This window comes from Stenotrophomonas sp. LMG 10879 (genome assembly GCF_002750935.1).
GTDB lineage: Bacteria > Pseudomonadota > Gammaproteobacteria > Xanthomonadales > Xanthomonadaceae > Stenotrophomonas > Stenotrophomonas lactitubi_B.
Genome location: NZ_PEJT01000003.1, coordinates 280,667 through 297,961 on the forward strand (window position 1 = coordinate 280,667; position 17,295 = coordinate 297,961).

Here is a 17,295-nt window from a genome sequence, read left to right on the forward strand (position 1 = left end):
AGGAGATCCTGCCGCCGTGTGGGTGGTGCGGGTTACATCAGAACTTCACGTTCAGTGCCAGGGTGGCCGAACGGCCCGGAGCGATGCTCGCGTAGTGCGACGCATAGGCCTTGGTGAAGTAGGTCTTGTCGGTCAGGTTCTGCACGTTCAACTGCAGGCTGATGTTGTCCTGGATCGCGTAGCTGGCCATCGCATCGAAGCGGGTGTAGCTGGGGATCCACTTGGTGTTGGCCACGTCACCGTACTGCTTGTCGGAGTAGTTGGCGCCGGCGCCGACGGTCAGGCCGAACGGGAAGCGGTAGGTGGTCCACAGCGTGGCGCTGTGCTTGGCGGTGTTCGGGAACACGTTGCCGTTGTAGGGCGAGGGCACGTAGACGTTGGACGGGCAGGTACGGCCGGACACGGCGCAGACGAAGCCGTTGTCCTTCAGTTCCGAATCCAGGTAGGTGTAGCCGCCGTACAGGCTCCAGGCATCGGTCAGCTGGCCGGTGAAGCCCAGTTCCACGCCGTTGATTTCCTTCTTGCCGGCGTTCTGGCTGGTGCCGTTGTCCACGGTCACGCGCGCGTTGTCCATCACGGTGTGGAAGATCGCCGCGGTCAGGTTCAGGCGGTTGTCGAACAGGTCCCACTTGGTGCCCAGTTCGAGGTTCTTGGTGTCCTGCGGCTTGAGGTCGGCCACGGTGGCGCTGAGGCCATCGGAACCGTCGCCACCGTCCATGCCCGGCGGGGTGGAGGAGGTGCCGTAGGACAGGTAGATGCTGCCGTTGGCAGCCGGCTTGAAGACGATGCCGGCCTGGTAGTTCAGGAAGTCATTGTCGTTGCGCACGCGGGTCGGCGCCTTGCCGGCCACCGGGGTGGTCAGGGTGGTGGAGAAGTCGTCGTAACGCAGGCCGACGTTGATCATCCACTGCGCGTTCAGTTCGATGGTGTCGAACAGGTAGGCGGACGTGGTCTTGGTGCGCTGCTCGACGTCCAGCGCCTTGTCGCTGCGGTACACCGCATGGGTGGCCGCCCACGGATCGTTCGGGTTCGGGTTGTCGAAGCTGGTGCAGTTGTAGCCGGTGGCGGCGCCGGTGGTCGGGCACTTGCTGCTGTTGGTCAGCGGGTTGTTGGTGCCCGGGGTCATCAGGTAGCTGCCGCGGGTCATCTTTTCATCGCTGTATTCCAGGCCGGCGCTGTAGCTGTGCTTCAGCGCACCGGTCTGGAACGCACCGGTCAGGCTCAGCTGGTCGGCAAAGCTCTTGACGTCGACGGCGCGGCTGTTGGTACGGCGCCACAAGGTGCCGTAGTTGTTCGGGTTGCCCTGGCTGTCGTCCGGCTGGGTCCACAGGTAATCGTTGCTGGTGTTGCCCAGGCGCGCGATGTTGCGCAGCTTGTGGCTGCCGAAGTCGTAGCTGCCGTCCAGGGTGCTGATGTCGGCGCGGGTGCGCTGGAAATCGCGGTCCACCAGGCCGTAGTAGTTGTTGCGGTCGGGCACCATCGGGCGGCCGTCGACCCACTTCGATACCGGTGCGCCGTTCGGGTTGCCGTACGGGAAGCCGCCTGCGTCGGGCAGGTCGTCGCTCTGCATGTGGTAGTGGCTGGCGATCAGCTGCGCCGGGCCGTTCAGGCCGAACGCGATCGACGGCGCGATGCCCCAGCGGCTGACGTTGGCCGCGTCACGACCGGCAATGTCCGACTCGTGCTTCATCAGGTTCAGGCGTGCGGCGATGCCATCGCCCAGCACGTAATTGGCATCCACGGTGCCGCGTGCGTAGCTGTCGGTACCGATGCCCATGCTGGCAGTGGTCTCGTTCTTCAGCTTCGGGGTCTTGCTGACCAGGTTGAGGCTGCCACCACCGGAGTCACGGCCGCCGTAGGCCGAGCTCGGGCCCTTGACCACTTCCACCTGCTCCAGGTCGAACACTTCGCGGGTCTGCGAACCGACGTCGCGCAGGCCATCGACGAACATGTTGCTCTGCGAGTCGAAGCCGCGGATGAAGGGGCGGTCACCGGTCGGGTTGCCGCCTTCGCCGGCACCGAAGGTGATGCCCGGAACCATGCGCAGCGCATCCTGCAGGTTGGTCGCACCGGTTTCGGCGATCAGCTTTTCCGAGACGATCGAGACCGACTTCGGGGTGTCCAGCAGCGCGGCGGTGAACTTCGGCGAGGACGGGTTGAACCAGCTGCCGCGCACCTGGACCTTGTCCAGTTCGGTGGCCTTGCTGGCGCCGGCGTCGTCGGCCGCCTGTGCCGCCAGCGGCGCAAAGCCGGCGGCGAGGGTGGCGGTGGCCAGTACCGAAACGCGAGGTGCGTACTTGCGGGTCTTGATGTGGGTCATGGGCAGGTTGGCGGTGGCTTGGATGGGGAATGAGCGAGGGCCGGCCAGCACGGCTGGGCGCGCGGCGACAGGCAGGAGGTGGGTTCTATGGAGCCGGGCCGTGCTCGGCTGGCCGGAAACGCAATCAGGCGCACGGCAACGGCCGCAGGGCGCCTCAGATGGCGAGCGGTGCCGGAGGTGCGTGGCCGGGATTCAGGCGCAGCGAGGGGTCGTGGAGCTGCCAGCGCAGGGCATCGGAGTGCCACAACGGGATGTGGGCCACCAGCGCAGCACGCGGCGGGGCAGTGCCAGCGCAGGGCGTGCCGCCTTCACCATCCACCGGAGGTTCCGGGGCGGGGGCGGCGTGATGAGGGCATTCGTCGCCGGAAGGGGCCGGCAGCGGAGCGACCTGCTCGATATCGTGCAGATGCGCCTGCCAGCCGGCGTTGGCGGCGTGGCCGCCACCGCGTCCTTCGTGCAGCGCCGACCAGCCCAGCAGCAGCGTCAGCAGCGCGGCCACGAGCAGCGGCCACCCCTGACGGGCGAGCTGGCACAGCGTGGCGGTGGGCGCGGACGAAGCCATGGCGCAGGCGGGGGGCATTACGAAGATGTTACGTAGGATAACATCAACGATAATGATTCGCATGTACGGGACGGGCAGCCGGTTCCGGGTGGCCCGCAGGGTCCCTGAAAGGCCCCTCAGGCTGTTCCAGTAGATCCACCCCATGGGTGGATGCCCCTGGCTTCAATCGCGGTCGTCGCGCGTCCACACCGCGTCGTGCTCGCGCTTCACCGGAAACTTCGGCACCGCCGTATAGGCCGGCGCACACAGGGCGCGGCCATCACGCACGTCGAAGCGGGCACCATGCAGCACGCATTCGACGCTGCCTTCGGCGGTGTTGAACTCACCCGAGGACAGCTCGAATTCCTCATGCGTGCACTGGTCTTCCAGCGCGTACAGTTCGCCGTCGAGGTTGAACACTACGATCGGCGTACCGGTGACTTCGTCGAACACGCTCTTCATTTCGCCCGGCAGCAGTTCGACGCCAGCGCAGACAAAGGTCCAGGCCTCGCTCACGCGGTGGCTCCGGCCAGCGGCTTTTCCAGGATCTCGAAGCGCAGGTCGTCGCGCTTGGGAATGCCGAAGCGTTCGTCGCCATACGGGAACGGCTTCTTGATGCCGGTGCGCTGGTAACCGCGGCGCTCATAGAAGGCGATCAGTTCATCGCGCACATCGATCACCGTCATCTGCATCACCGGCACGTTCCATTCGCGTGCGGCATGGGCTTCGGCGGCGTCCATCAGCTGCTTGCCAACGCCGCCGCCCTGCTGGGCCGGGTCGACCGAGAACATGCCGAAGTAGCCCTTGCCGTCGACGTCGGCGACGTGGGCACAGGCCACAAGCTGGCCGTCGCGTTCGGCAAGCAGGATGGTCGAGCGCGGGCGGTCCAGGTCGCCCTGGATGCCTGCGGCGTCGACGCGGGCGCCGTCCAGCAGGTCGGCTTCGGTGGTCCAGCCGACGCGGCTGGCGTCGCCACGGTAGGCCGAGGTGACCAGGGTGATCAGGGCGGGGATGTCGGCCGACGTGGCGGCGCGGAAGGTCAGGGTGCTCATGGGGGGCATTTTAGGTGGCGTGGGGGCAGGCGGGGAGGTTGCTGATCCGGCTGGCTTTGCCAAGTGTGTCGGATACGTCTTGTTGACATCATCTTCATTTTTCATTCATAAATGAAGCAGTGCCCGCCCACCGTTTTCAAGCGTGTGGTTGTCTGCCGGAGTGGGCACCGTCCGATCTGAGCATCGACAGTGGCGCGATGTGGGCGGGGCTCTCAAGGAAGGTCGATCCAGGGAGGATCTTCATGCAGTCACGGCTCATTGCTCATCCGCGCGCGGCAAACGCCATCAAAGGCCTGCTTCTGACAGCACTGGCCCTCTGCGTGATGGCGCCGGTAACCGCTTCCGCCCAGATCGTGCCGACTTGGCGTCAGGAATATGACAAGCGCTTGAAGTATGGCGATCTTGTCGAGCCGCTGAAGGGCGAGATCTTTGGTGAGCAGGTGAACCTGTATGACGGTTCGATCAGCTTCAAGGCCACGGATATTTCGATCCCGGGCAATGGCAGCTTGCCGATGACGCTGAGCCGAACCTACAGCGCTGGTGACGGCAGCAGCGAGAGCCCGTTCTCCGATTGGGGCTTGGATATTCCATCGTTGTCAGGTGTCTACGGTGATCTGCCGGAAACTGCTGCCGCCGGCTATTGGGCGCCGGCAGCGCGCTGTTCGACGGTGGGCGCACCGCCGGCGCTCGATGTCTGGAATCGACGGCACACGCAGATCGTCAACTTCAATACGCATACGTTCTGGGACGGCGTGCGCCTTTCCCTGCCGGGGGGCGGCGGAGAGCCGGTGCTCGGCGGCAACGGTGACCCGCGCCAGCCGCAGCCGCAGTTTGGCGAGCCTGCGCCTTGGAGCACGAAGGGAGGCTGGACGTTCAGCTGTTTGAGCGCGTTGAAGAGTGGTCAGCCGGGGCAAGGATTTCTTGGTCATGCACCTGATGGCACCAGGTATTACTTCGACTGGATGGTGGCCAGAGCGAACACCAGCGCGACGCTGCAACCGTACGGGCCGGAAAGCAACGCGCTTCTGAATCGCAAGCGTGTGTTCCTGTACCCATCGCAGATCGTGGATCGCTTCGGCAACTGGGTGCGCTTTGAATGGAGTGGTGACCGACTGCTGCGCATGGTAGCCAACGATGGTCGCGAGATCAGCCTGATCTACAACGCGAAGGGATTGATCGCTTCTGCCACGACAGCAGGGCGTACATGGATCTATGACTACACCGAGGCCGATATCCTGCGGACGGTGACGCTGCCGGACGGAACCCAGTGGGTCTACAACCTGCCGCCGCTTTCAGTCACACATAAGTATGCCGACTACATCGGGCAGAACATCTGGGAGTACATGGAGTATCCGGCAACCTGTTCTCGCATGAACAAGATCGTGCCGAGCGAGATATCCATGACCGTCCAGCATCCTTCGGGTGCTTTGGGAACCTTCCTGTTCCGGCCGTTCCGCCACGGGCGCAAGAACGTCTCTCTGGATTGCCAGACTTCCGGCGACAATCACCTGTTTGCTGATGGTTGGAACTACACGCCGATCTATCGTGACGCAATGTCGCTTGTGGCCAAGACCATCAGTGGTCCAGGTATGCCCACGGCGCAGTGGACCTATCAGTACACCAATCTCAATGGGGCCTACGCGAACGATCTGGGCGGTCCGGACATTCCTCCGGGCCAGGCCGAGCCGAAGATCACCACCGAGACGCTGCCTGACGGTGTCGTGCGTGTGTATGAGTTCGGCAAGGAGGTGGCGTACAACGACGGTCTTCTCCTGTCGACCACGACGCGTTCGGGCGGCTCCGTCGTGCGCGTTGATCGCAACAATTACTACCCGGATGCCCAACTGGACTCGGCGCCATTTCCCAAGGAAGCCGGCAAGGACTTCAAATACGGGGCGAGTGATCTCAAGGCGCACTACAACCGTCCTGTCCAGTCCACTGTCGTGGAACAGGATGGCGTGCAGTTCACCCGCACCGTGCAGGCATTCGACGCTTTTGCACGCGAAGTGACTGTCGTCGAGGGCAACTCCTCCGGGCAGAGTCGCACCAGCGCAACCACCTACTATGACAACCTCGCACTATGGGTGAACGGTCAGTCAGCGCGTAGCGTAGTCAATGGTGTTGAGCAATCACGCACCGAGTTCGACACGACCAATGCGTTGCCGATACGGGCGTATGCCTTCGGGCGTCTGGCACAGCAGGTGACCTACGCAGCCGACGGTACGGTGGCGTCGGTCGCCGACGGCCGTGGCAACACCAGCCATCTTTCCGGTTGGAAACGCGGTGTGCCGCAGCAGTTGCGGATGCCAGCCACGGCTGAATCTCCCAATGGAGCGACGCGCAACGTTGTGGTGGACGACAACGGTTGGATCACCTCGTTGACCGATGAAATCGGTGCGACCACCAGTTTCAGCTACGACAGCATGGGGCGCCTACGCAGCCAGCAGTTCCCTGGTGGCGACACCGTGAGTTGGAATGCGGTGACCATGGACCTGCAGCGGTTGGGCGGAGCGCAGTTCGGCGTGCCGGCTGGCGCATGGAAGCATTCCCGAACCCAAGGCGGTAGACGGACCGACACTTATCTGGACGCCATGTTCCGCCCGGTGCTGGTCACTGAAAATGCAAACAACGTTCTCGATAGCGCAGTCGTGACCCGCTACGACACCAGTGGCAAAACAGTGTTCGCGTCCTATCCTGTTCGCTCGCTTTCCGACATCAACGCGTCGCTTGGTGGCACCAGCACGCAGTACGATGCGCTGGGTCGACCGGTCGTGGTCAGCCAGTCGTCCGAACTTGGCGCCTTGGTGACTCGCTCCGAGTTCGTGGGCAACCTGTCGGTGAAGGTGACCAATCCACGCGGCCAGTCGACAACAACACGGCACCTGGCCTATGACCAGCCCACCTATGAGATGCCGCTGACGCTGCAGCATCCAGAAGGGGTCGTGACCGAGATCCAGCGCGACGTTCTCGGCAAGCCGCTGGCGATCACCCGTCGCAGCGCCGACGGCAGCCAGGCGCTGACCCGCCGTTATGTCTATGACGGTTACCAGCAGCTGTGCAAGACCATCGAGCCGGAAACCGGGGCGACGGTGCAGGACTACGATGCTGCCGGCAATGTCCTGTGGTCGGCTGCTGGCACGGGTTTGACCAACGCCAGCGACTGCAATCGCGCCGAGGCGCTTGCCAGCGGGCGTGCGGTTCAGCGCAGCTATGACGCTGCCAATCGACTGCTGGCGTTGATCTTCCCCGATGGCCGCGGCAACCAGACCTGGTCATACACGCCGGACGGCCTGCCCGCAGAAATCAGTACGCAGAACGATGCCGGCCGTCCGCTCGTCATCAATCGCTACCAGTACAACCATCGTCGTCTGCTCAGCAGCGAGACGCTGCAGCATCTGGATCTGGGAACGGTGAACTTCGCCTATGGTTACGATGGCAATGGCACGCTTGCGAGCAACACGTATCCGGGCGGGCGTATCGCCAGCTACGCCCCGGATGCACTCGGCCGCGCCACATCGGTGGCGGGCTATGCGAAGGAGGCCAGCTATTTTGCCAATGGTGCCTTGGCGCGCTTCGTCTATGGCAATGGCGTTGTCCATACGATGACCCAGAATGCACGTGGTCTTCCTGATCGAAGTCGCGATGCAACCGCTGCGGCCGCAGTGCTCGATGACAGCTACGACTACGATGCGGGTGGCAACGTGATGGCCATCTCTGATGGCTTGCCGGGTGCGCCAGGCAATCGTGACATGGCCTACGACGGGCTGGATCGACTGCGCTCGGTTACCGCACCTGGTTTTGGCAATGCGCTGTATGAGTACGACGCACTGGACAACCTGCGCCGGGCCAAGGTCGGTAGTCGGGACCGCACGCATTATTTCGATCCGACCAATCGTCTGGTCAATGTTGTCGATACTGGTAACAGCGCGACCGTTGTCGGTCTCGGCTATGACGTGCAGGGCAATCTTTCGATCCGCAATGGCCAGGCGTTTGGTTTCGACTACGGCAACCGCCTGCGTACGGTGGGGGCAACGGAAGCCTATCTATACGACGCGCATGGACGCCGGGTGAAAGCCTGGAACAGCGAGTCGGGCGCCATCTACTCGTTCTATGACAATGGCGGCGTGCTGCGTTTCCAGCGCAATGAGCGCACGGGAAAGCAGACAGACTATCTGTACCTGTCCGGCAGTCTGGTGGCGCAGGTGCACGGCGAGGCCGCACCCAGCATTCCGGCGCTGAGCGCCCCAGGCTACATCACCCAAGGCAGCGTTAACTTGACATGGAGTCCGGCCGGTGGCGCCAACCGCTATGAGCTGCAGCGTGCCCAAGCGGGTACTTGGAGCACGATCTTCGACGGTGCGGTGCAGGCGTTCACCAGTACCGGTCTGGCTACCGGTACCTATCAGTTCCGTGTGCGTGGTTGTCGCGTGGTCTGTGGTGAGTGGAGCAACACCGCTTCGGTTGCCGTCGAACTGCCGCCGGCTACGGTGCCTGTGCTGACCGTACCGGCAACCGCCTTCAACGGCAGCTACAGCGTCAGTTGGTCGGCCTCTGCCGGTGCAGAGCGCTTTGAGCTCGACGAGAGTGCCAATGGTGGTGCCTGGACCCAGGTCCACAATGCGGTGGGCCAATCCAAGGGGTTCACCGGCAAACCGGGAGGCAGCTTCAACTACCGTGTCCGCGCGTGTAATCCGGTGGGGTGTACCAGCTACAGCGGTAGCGCTGCGGTGGCGGTGGTCTACCCGCCTGCGAGTGTTCCGGGAGTATCAGCGCCGGCCCGTTCGGCACCGGGCAGCATTGGCATCGGCTGGAACGGAATTGGCGGTGCTGACCGCTACACGCTGCAGGAAAGCACCAATGGCGGTGGGTGGGTGACGCTGATGGATGCACATGTGGTGTCCTTTGCAACGCCCGCACGTGGTGTGGGGAACTATGCCTACCGCGTGGCCGCCTGCAACGGCGCTGGATGCGGGCCGTGGTCGGGATCTGCAGCGGTTGCCGTGATCGGTGCGCCGACGATCGAGCCGGTGATCAGCGCGCCGGGCCTGGTGAATGTGCCGCAGTACAGCTTCAGCTGGTCAGTGCCGGCCAACAGCGAAAGCTTCATCCTGGAGGAGAGCGCCAACGGCGGTGGTTGGACCGTGGTGCATAACGGCGGTGCTAACAGCTTCGGCGCGGACCGCGGCAAGGGCAGCTATGCCTATCGCGTGCGTGCCTGCAACTTCGTGGGGTGCAGCCCTTACTCAGGCATCGTGACGGTAACAGTGGCACTTCCGCCAGGGACGCCCCATTTCTATCTGGCGGAATGGCTGACCACGCGCAAGGCGCCCTACCAGGTGCAGTGCTCGGTGGGGTGGAGCCAAATGGCCGACGCCACCGAGTACCAGCTTGAGAGTGGTGGCGGTGGCAAGCGTCTGTATACGGGGCCCAACGCCTATGTGAGTGCAAACGGCAATGCGTATTGTGCAGGCAACTATCGCGTGCGTGCCTGCAATGCAGGCGGTTGCTCGTCGTGGTCAGCCGACCATCCCGTCACCCGCGGTGTACTGAGCTGGGACTGAGCCATGAATGGAGTCACTTCTCTACTGATTCGCGCAGCGCTTCTTGTGGTGGCGACTATGGCCGGTGCTGCACCGGCTGCGGCCCAGGAAGTGGTGGAATACATCCACACCGACGCCTTGGGCTCACCGGTGGCGATAACCGATGCCACCGGCAATGTAATCGAGCGGAGGGTGTATGAACCGTATGGGGCCGTGGTCAATCGGCCGTTGAAAGATGGTCCTGGGTACACCGGGCATGTGACGGACTCGGGCACAGGTCTGAGCTACATGCAGCAGCGGTACTATGATCCGACAACTTCATCGTTCCTGAGCGTTGATCCGGTTTCGGCTTTCCAGAGCTCGGTGAATGCTTTTGGCCGGTATCGATATGCAAATGCAAACCCATATAGCCTAATCGACCCTGATGGACGGCGAGCGTGCGGGAAGGACTGGGACTGCAGAATGACCGAGAATGCAGGCGGAAAAAGTCTATCTCGCGGGCAGTTGGCGGCAATCAAGAGGGATCCGCAAGCGTACATCGACAGGGCGAACAGTATTCCTAATCGACAAAGTTCGGAGGCTAGATCTGCCAGATACTTTGCGGAAGTTGCGCGGCCTGTAACCAGTGCAACCAATTTGGAAGTAGGGGCTGATATCGCGCAGCTTTCCGATCAGTCTTACACAGCTGTCAACTTTGCTTTGGGTGATGCCACTGCGGGCGCTGGAGCGGGTAGCGTAGTTCAAGGGCAGAACAACTACGCAGGCCCAGGTGTCAGGGTGGCCATTGCCCATACACATCCCGTGAATACAGCATTCAGCTACTGGAAGGGATCCTGTTTTTGCGGTGGTCGATGGGAGGGGAGTCTCTACCGCGGTGATCTGGAGAGAGCAAGATCTGCAGGTGTTAACAGCTATGTGGCCACTCCTAGCGGTTCCGTCATGGGATTCGACTTCAGAGGCATGAATGGAGCGGTCAATGCTAGAACGAGCCCTGGCGCGTACATTGCGGCCGAAGACTACTTCTTTAAGGTGAAATGATGGATCCCAGACGCCGGTGGTTTGCAGTCGTTACGCTAGTTTTCATCCTTGGCGCTTGTTCCTCATCCAGTCAAGATGTGGGCTCCGCGGGAACTCCAAGCGCCTGTAAATTTCGTGGAAATGAGTTGGGAGCTGAAACGTGCATGACCACGATGTCTGCGCTGTTGTCTCAGCCAGAAAAATTTGACGGGCGATTGGTTTCTTTCCATGCATGGATGGATCAGGTCAATGGTGCGATCTTGTTCTTTCCCTCGCGTGATGAACTGGACGCAAGGGACTCATTCAGTTCATTGGTGGCCTATCCAGAATCAAGTCCAGGTGCCTTTCGAGAGATCCCTTCGGTTGAGGATGGGGAGAAAAAATTCTTGCGGGTGACCGGCACGTTTCGCTGGAATCGCGATGGTGCTCCCAGATCCCCAAGTGCTCCAGTGGATGTAGATCGGATGGGTGTAATGGAAGGCGTTCAATTGAGTTTGTAGCGGATGAGTCGATTGGGTTGGTGGCAGGTGCCTGGCGAGCCTTGTTGGTGCGGCTTGTCGTTGCTCGTCTGATGCATAACGGAAGTTCGCGCCTCGCGGGCGTTCTGTGTGGAATTGCATTGGTTGGTATATGTGATTTTTTCTCCGCAAGCCGCCTTTTACGGCCGTCATATAGCGGGTCAATTTGGGAAGTCGCTAGAAGCAAAAACGCCGCGGTCTTCCGCGGCGTTCTCGTCTCTCCCAGCTGCTGCTGGAAACTCACCCCAACAACTTCCGCACCTTCGTCAACGCGGTCATGAACCGCTCGATCTCTTCATGCGTGTTGTAGAACGCCAACGACGCACGGCAGGTCGCCGCCACGCCGTAGTACTGCAGCAGCGGATGCGCACAGTGCTGGCCCGAGCGCACGGCTACACCTTCCAGATCCAGCAGTGTAGCCAGGTCGTGCGCGTGTGCGCCGTCGATCAGGAATGACACCACCGCGGCCTTTTCCGGTGCCTCGCCGATGATGCGCAGGCCATCGACCCGGCGCAGCTCTTCGGTGAAGTGCGCCAGCAGCTCGGCTTCGCGCGCTTCCACGTGGTCCAGGCCGACGTTCTGCAGATAGTCGGCCGCCACGCCGAGGCCGATGAAGCCGGCGATGTTGGGGGTGCCGGCTTCGAACTTGTGCGGGGCATCGTTGAACACGGTGCCGTCGAAGCTGACTTCCTTGATCATCTCGCCGCCGCCCAGGAACGGCGGCATCGCATCCAGGTGCTCGCGACGCGCCCACAGCGCGCCGGTACCGGTCGGGCCGCACATCTTGTGGCCGGTGATGGCGTAGAAGTCGCAACCGATCGCGGTGACATCGACCTTGCGGTGCGGTGCGGCCTGCGAGCCGTCGACCACCGTGATGATGCCGCGCTTGCGGGCTTCGCGGCAGATCTCGCGCACCGGGTTGATGGTGCCGAGCACGTTGGAGACATGGGCCACGGCCAGCAGCTTGACCTCGGGGGTCATCGCCGCACGCAGCGCGTCCAGGTCCAGCGCGCCGTCGGGGGTGATCTCGGCCACGCGGATGGTCGCGCCGGTGCGCTGGGCGACCAACTGCCACGGCACGATGTTGGCGTGGTGCTCCATGCGCGACACCAAGATCACGTCGCCGGCCTTCAGCCGCGGCAGCGCCCAGGAGTAGGCAACGAGATTGATCGCGAAGGTGGTGCCGCTGCACAGCACCAGATCATTGCTGCGCACGTTGAGGAAACGGGCCAGCTTGTTGCGCGCGCCCTCGTAGGCGTCGGTGGCCTCGGTGCCCAGCGCATGCACGGCACGGCTGACGTTGGCGTTGTAGCGGCGGTAGAACTCGTCCACCGCGCCGATCACCTGCACCGGCTTCTGGCCGGTGTTGGCGTTGTCGAAATAGACCAGCGGCTTGCCGTGCACTTCGCGCATCAGCAGCGGGAAGTCCAGGCGTACGCGCGCCCAGTCGGGGGCGTCGGCGGGTGCTTCGATCGGTCGCGGGGTGGACAGGTTCATGCCACGCCCGCCTCGGCCAGCGCCTTGTCCAAGCGCCGTGCCAGCTGCTCGCGCAGCGCTTCGGGCAGCACCTTCAGCGGTTCGTGGCAGAACGCGGCGCTCAGCAGCGCCTGCGCCTGGGCCTGCGGCAGGCCGCGCGAGCGCAGGTAGAACAACGCGTTGGCGTCGAGCTGGCCGACGGTGGCACCGTGTGCGGCCTTCACTTCGTCGGCGTCGATCACCAGCGTCGGCTGGGTATCGATCTCGGCGTCGGCCGACAGCAGCAGGTTCTTGTTGGACAGGTTGGCGTCGGTGCCATCGGCGCCGGCACGGATCTGGATGCCGCCATGGAACACCACGCGGCTGCGGTTGGCGGCCACGCCACGCCACTGCAGCTCGGCGCTGGTGTCGCGGGCGATGTGGTCGATGCCCAGGCGGGTATCGACGTGGCGACGGCCGGTGCCGAGCAGCACGCCATTGGCGGTAAGCTGGGCGTTGTCGCCTTCCAGACGCACGTTCAGTTCATGGCGGCTGAGCGCGGCACCCAGCTCCAGGTCCACGCGGTGGTACTGCGCGTCCTTGGCCAGTACCGCGTCGGTACGCAGGAAGCTGGTCTGGCGCGCGCTGCCCGCCTGCACGCGGGCGTGCTTGAGCACCGCATCGCGGGCGACGTGGGCGTGCAGCACGGTGTTGTCCAGGTGCGCCGAGTCACCGACGCTGAAGCGGTGCTCGACCACGCCCAGGCTGGCGCCCGCACGCAGTTCGATCAGGTGGCGGTGATGCCAGGCCAGGTCGGTGTCGCCGGCGACGCTGGCGAACACCAGCTGCAGCGGCACCTCGACCTGCACGCCGTCGTCCACGCGCAGCACCACGCCTTCATCGGCGAGGGCGGCGTTGAGGCGGGCGAACACGTCGTCACTGCGCTCGTAGCGGCGGCCGAGGAAGCGCACGGCGTCCTCGCCAGCGGCCAGCGCGGAAGACAGCGTTTCTAGCTGCACGCCGGCCGGCAGGCCCTGCACGTCGCTCAGCGCGTCGTCGAGGCGGCCATTGACGAACACCAGGCGCGGTGCCGGGATGTCCTCCAGCACGGCGACATCCAGCAGCGCCGGGGCCAACGGCGCGGCCGTGAAGCTGCGGCGCTCCAGCTGGCGCAGCGAGGTGTACTTCCAGCTTTCGCTGCGTGCGCCGGGCAGGCCGTCGCGCAGCACGCTGTCGAGCACTTCGCGGCGCGCATCGCTGCCGCAGAAGGCCTGGGCCATGGAGTCGAGCAGGGCGCTCATCAGACCGCCGCCTCGGGCACGACCCGGTCCTTCAGGAAGTCATAGCCGTGCGCTTCCAGTTCCAGCGCCAGTTCCGGGCCACCGCTCTTGACGATGCGGCCATCGGCCAGCACGTGCACCACGTCCGGCTTGATGTAGTCCAGCAGGCGCTGGTAGTGGGTGATGACCAGGAACGAGCGGTCCGCGCTGCGCAGCGCGTTGACGCCGTCGGCCACGCTCTTCAGCGCATCGATGTCCAGGCCCGAATCGGTTTCGTCCAGGATCGCCAGCTTCGGCTCGAGCACGGCCAGCTGGAAGATCTCGTTGCGCTTCTTCTCGCCACCGGAGAAGCCTTCGTTGACGCCACGGTGCAGCAGTTCGTCCTTCAGGTGCAGCACGGCCAGCTTCTGCCGAACCAGCTTGAGGAACTGCATGGAATCCAGTTCTTCCTCGCCGCGTGCCTTGCGCTGTGCATTCAGCGCGGCGCGCAGGAAGTAGGTGTTGTTCACGCCGGGGATTTCCACCGGGTACTGGAACGCCAGGAACAGACCGGCTGCGGCGCGCGCTTCCGGGTCCTGGTCGAGCAGGTCGACGCCTTCGAACTGCACGCTGCCTTCGGTGACCTCATAGCCGTCGCGGCCAGCCAGGACATTGCCCAGGGTGGACTTGCCGGCGCCGTTGGGGCCCATGATGGCGTGCACCTGGCCGGGCTTCACTTCCAGGGACAGGCCCTTGAGGATTTCCTTGTCGCCGATGCGGGCGTGGAGGTTTTCGATCTTCAGCATGGTGGGGGTTTCCGTGGTGCGGGCCGCGGCCCGCCGGTAAAAAGAATGCGTTGTGCGAGGGCAGGGCGGGCGATCAGCCCACCGAACCTTCCAGCGAGACTTCCAGCAGCTTCTTGGCTTCCACCGCGAACTCCATCGGCAGTTCGCGGAACACCTGCTTGCAGAAGCCGTCGACGATCATCGACACCGCGTCTTCCTGGCTGATGCCACGTGCGCGGCAGTAGAACAGCTGGTCGTCGGAGATCTTCGAGGTGGTGGCCTCGTGCTCGACGGTCGCGCCCGGGTTCTTCACCTCGATGTAGGGGAAGGTGTGGGCGCCGCACTGCTTGCCGATCAGCAGCGAATCGCACTGGGTGTAGTTGCGCGCGCCGTCGGCATTGCGGTCGATCTTCACCAGGCCGCGGTAGGTGTTCTGGCCGCGGCCGGCGCTGATGCCCTTGCTGATGATCTTGCTCTTGGTGCGCTTGCCGACGTGGATCATCTTGGTGCCGGTGTCGGCCTGCTGGCGATGGTGGGTCAGCGCCACCGAGTGGAACTCACCCACCGAATCGTCGCCCAGCAGCACGCAGGACGGGTACTTCCAGGTGATCGCCGAGCCGGTCTCGACCTGGGTCCAGGTGACCTTGCTGCGCGCGCCACGGCATTCGGCACGCTTGGTGACGAAGTTGTAGATGCCGCCGACGCCGTTCTCATCACCCGGGTACCAGTTCTGCACGGTGGAGTACTTGATCTCGGCATCGTCCAGCGTCACCAGCTCGACCACCGCCGCATGCAGCTGGTTCTCGTCGCGCATCGGCGCGGTGCAGCCTTCCAGGTAGGACACGTACGCCTTCTCTTCGCAGATGATCAGCGTGCGCTCGAACTGGCCGGTGTGGCCGGCGTTGATGCGGAAGTAGGTGCTCAGTTCCATCGGGCAGCGCACGCCCTTGGGGATGAAGACGAAGCTGCCATCGGAGAACACCGCCGAATTGAGCGCGGCGAAGTAGTTGTCGCCGACCGGCACCACGGTGCCCAGGTACTGGCGCACCAGTTCCGGGTGTTCCTTGATGGCTTCGGACATCGAGCAGAAGATCACGCCCTTCTCGGCCAGCTCCTTGCGGAAGGTGGTACCGACGGAGACCGAATCGAACACCGCATCCACGGCCACGCCGGCCAGCTTGGCGCGTTCGTGCAGCGGCACGCCCAGCTTGTCGTAGGTGTCCAGCAGTTCCTTCGGCACGTCATCCAGCGAGGCGTACTTCGGGCCCTTCGGCGCGGAGTAGTAGCTGAGCGCCTGCAGGTCGATCGGGGCGATCTGCAGCTTGGCCCAGTTCGGCATCGGCATGGTCAGGAAGTGGCGGTAGGCGTCCAGGCGCCACTGCGTCATCCATTCCGGCTCTTCCTTCTTCGCCGACAGGGCGCGGATGGTGTCCTCGTCCAGGCCGGCGGGAAGGGAGTCCGACTCGATGTCCGTGATGAAGCCGGCCGAATACTTGCGGCCGAGCTGCTCGTGGATCTCGCGGTTGGGGGTGTCGTCGCTGGCGACGGTTTCGATGGTTTCGGTGGCCATGGGGGGCTGCCTACGGATCAGGAGACGACGTCGACAGCGATGGTGCGGCGCTGTTCTTCGTCGACAAGGGGAAGAGGGGGCAGGATCTGCGCCAGGCTGACATCGCGCAGGGCCTCGGAGACCACGTCGTTGATCAGCCGCCAGCTGCTGCGTGCGCCGCACTTGGGCGCCATGCCGCACTGGTGGTGGTCGTGGCTGCACTCGGTCAGGGCCAACGGCCCTTCCATGGCTTCAACCACTTCAAACAGCGAGATCTCGATCGATGGGCGGGTCAGGCGGTAGCCGCCGCGGACGCCGCGCAGGCCTTCGACCAGACCGGCCTGGGCCAGTGGCTTGAGCACCTTGCTGACGGTGGGCGGCTCCAGACCGGTGAATTCGGCCAGCTCGGTGGCACTGAGCACCTCGCCCGGACGGGCGGCGAGCACGGTCAGTACGACGGTGGCGTAATCGGTGAGCTTGGTGACGCGCAACATGGGATGCGAGTGGTTCTTAAAGCGGACTGAAATTGTACGCTTTTATTCACCGGCATCCAACCCGGCCATTCAGCGGGCGCTTGGGGCCGGCTGCAGGTCGGCGGCCGAGGGCGGCCGACGGGGCGACATGCTGGGGCATGGGGGTGATTTTCGCAATCACCCGGAATGGGCGAGAATCAACGTTCCTTTCGCTGCAAACGTCTCTTGCCGATGCCCAAGAAGATCCAAGCCCGCAAGTCCGCCATCCACGGCAACGGTGTGTTTTCCGTGGCCCCGATCAAGCAGGGCGAGCGCGTGATCCAGTACAAGGGCCTGCTGCGCAGCCACGGCGATGTCGATGCCGATGACAGTGGCGACGTGGAAAGCGGCCATACGTTCCTGTTCACCCTCAACGACGACTGGGTGATCGATGCCAACTACAAGGGCAACGACGCGCGCTGGATCAACCACAGCTGCGACCCGAACTGCGAGGCGGTGATCGAGGAAGACGAAGACGGTGACAGCCGCGGCGACAAGGTGTTCATCGAGGCGCTGCGCGACATCAAGGCCGGCGAAGAGCTGACCTACAACTACGGCATCACCCTGGCCGAGCGGCATACGGCCAAGCTGAAGAAGATCTGGGAGTGCCGCTGCGGTTCGCCCAAGTGCACCGGCACGATGCTGCAGCCCAAGCGTTGATCCGCTAGCGCCGGGCCGTGCCCGGCGAGCGCGAAGCGCGGGCGGAATCAGGAGCCGCCGGGCATGGCCCGGCGCTACCCGGGCGTT

The 17,295-nt window shown here is 63.8% G+C and carries 13 protein-coding genes; 4 read left to right on the forward strand and 9 right to left on the reverse strand.

The genetic code is table 11. The features are described from left to right. Positions 1-37: 37 nt before the first annotated feature. The 4 genes from CR919_RS06390 to CR919_RS06405 form a co-directional block, all read right to left on the reverse strand. On the reverse strand, positions 38-2,320 hold the full coding sequence (locus CR919_RS06390) for a TonB-dependent siderophore receptor (RefSeq protein ID WP_099819287.1): 2,283 nt from the start codon (positions 2,318-2,320) through the stop codon (positions 38-40). A 154-nt stretch (positions 2,321-2,474) separates the two neighbouring features. Beyond that, positions 2,475-2,882: a hypothetical protein gene (locus CR919_RS06395; protein WP_099819288.1), complete on the reverse strand. Its 408-nt coding sequence runs from the start codon at positions 2,880-2,882 to the stop codon at positions 2,475-2,477. A 162-nt stretch (positions 2,883-3,044) separates the two neighbouring features. Continuing rightward, complete coding sequence (locus CR919_RS06400) at positions 3,045-3,377, reverse strand: non-heme iron oxygenase ferredoxin subunit (RefSeq protein WP_099819289.1); 333 nt, start codon at positions 3,375-3,377, stop codon at positions 3,045-3,047. After that, a complete protein-coding gene (locus CR919_RS06405; RefSeq protein WP_099819290.1) occupies positions 3,374-3,913 on the reverse strand; it encodes a GNAT family N-acetyltransferase in 540 nt (179 codons plus the stop codon). The genes CR919_RS06400 and CR919_RS06405 overlap by 4 nt, the downstream gene beginning before the upstream one ends. A 242-nt stretch (positions 3,914-4,155) precedes the next feature. On the opposite strand from CR919_RS06405, the gene CR919_RS06410 reads away from it, so the two are divergent. The 3 genes from CR919_RS06410 (at position 4,156) to CR919_RS21025 (ending at position 10,970) form a co-directional block, all read left to right on the forward strand. After that, positions 4,156-9,474 (forward strand): RHS repeat domain-containing protein, encoded by a 5,319-nt coding sequence (locus CR919_RS06410; protein WP_099819291.1) that lies wholly within the window; start codon positions 4,156-4,158, stop codon positions 9,472-9,474. A 3-nt stretch (positions 9,475-9,477) separates the two neighbouring features. Then, entirely contained in the window at positions 9,478-10,491 is a 1,014-nt protein-coding gene (locus tag CR919_RS06415) for an RHS repeat-associated core domain-containing protein (RefSeq protein WP_099819292.1), read from the forward strand. A gap of 143 nt (positions 10,492-10,634) precedes the next feature. Beyond that, positions 10,635-10,970 (forward strand): hypothetical protein, encoded by a 336-nt coding sequence (locus CR919_RS21025; protein ID WP_133119594.1) that lies wholly within the window; start codon positions 10,635-10,637, stop codon positions 10,968-10,970. Between the two features lie 258 nt (positions 10,971-11,228). Here the strand turns inward: CR919_RS21025 and CR919_RS06420 are convergent, their stop codons facing one another. The 5 genes from CR919_RS06420 to CR919_RS06440 form a co-directional block, all read right to left on the reverse strand. Beyond that, the gene (locus CR919_RS06420; RefSeq protein WP_088101583.1) at positions 11,229-12,485 is read right to left on the reverse strand and encodes a cysteine desulfurase; all 1,257 of its coding nucleotides are present in this window, start codon (positions 12,483-12,485) and stop codon (positions 11,229-11,231) included. Beyond that, positions 12,482-13,744: a Fe-S cluster assembly protein SufD gene (gene sufD, locus CR919_RS06425; RefSeq protein ID WP_099819293.1), complete on the reverse strand. Its 1,263-nt coding sequence runs from the start codon at positions 13,742-13,744 to the stop codon at positions 12,482-12,484. Before sufD ends, CR919_RS06420 begins: the two co-directional genes overlap by 4 nt. Then, positions 13,744-14,508 carry a Fe-S cluster assembly ATPase SufC gene (gene sufC, locus CR919_RS06430; RefSeq protein WP_089239372.1) on the reverse strand — a complete coding sequence of 255 codons (765 nt, stop codon included), beginning with the start codon at positions 14,506-14,508 and terminating at the stop codon, positions 13,744-13,746. Before sufC ends, sufD begins: the two co-directional genes overlap by 1 nt. Positions 14,509-14,581: 73 nt before the next feature. After that, positions 14,582-16,057 carry a Fe-S cluster assembly protein SufB gene (gene sufB / locus CR919_RS06435; RefSeq protein ID WP_099819294.1) on the reverse strand — a complete coding sequence of 492 codons (1,476 nt, stop codon included), beginning with the start codon at positions 16,055-16,057 and terminating at the stop codon, positions 14,582-14,584. A 17-nt stretch (positions 16,058-16,074) separates the two neighbouring features. Beyond that, entirely contained in the window at positions 16,075-16,530 is a 456-nt protein-coding gene (locus CR919_RS06440) for an SUF system Fe-S cluster assembly regulator (RefSeq protein WP_025873978.1), read from the reverse strand. A 210-nt stretch (positions 16,531-16,740) separates the two neighbouring features. Here CR919_RS06440 and CR919_RS06445 point away from each other — a divergent pair, with 210 nt between their 5' ends. Further along, positions 16,741-17,208 carry an SET domain-containing protein-lysine N-methyltransferase gene (locus CR919_RS06445; RefSeq protein ID WP_010483549.1) on the forward strand — a complete coding sequence of 156 codons (468 nt, stop codon included), beginning with the start codon at positions 16,741-16,743 and terminating at the stop codon, positions 17,206-17,208. The last annotated feature ends 87 nt before the right edge of the window (positions 17,209-17,295 follow it).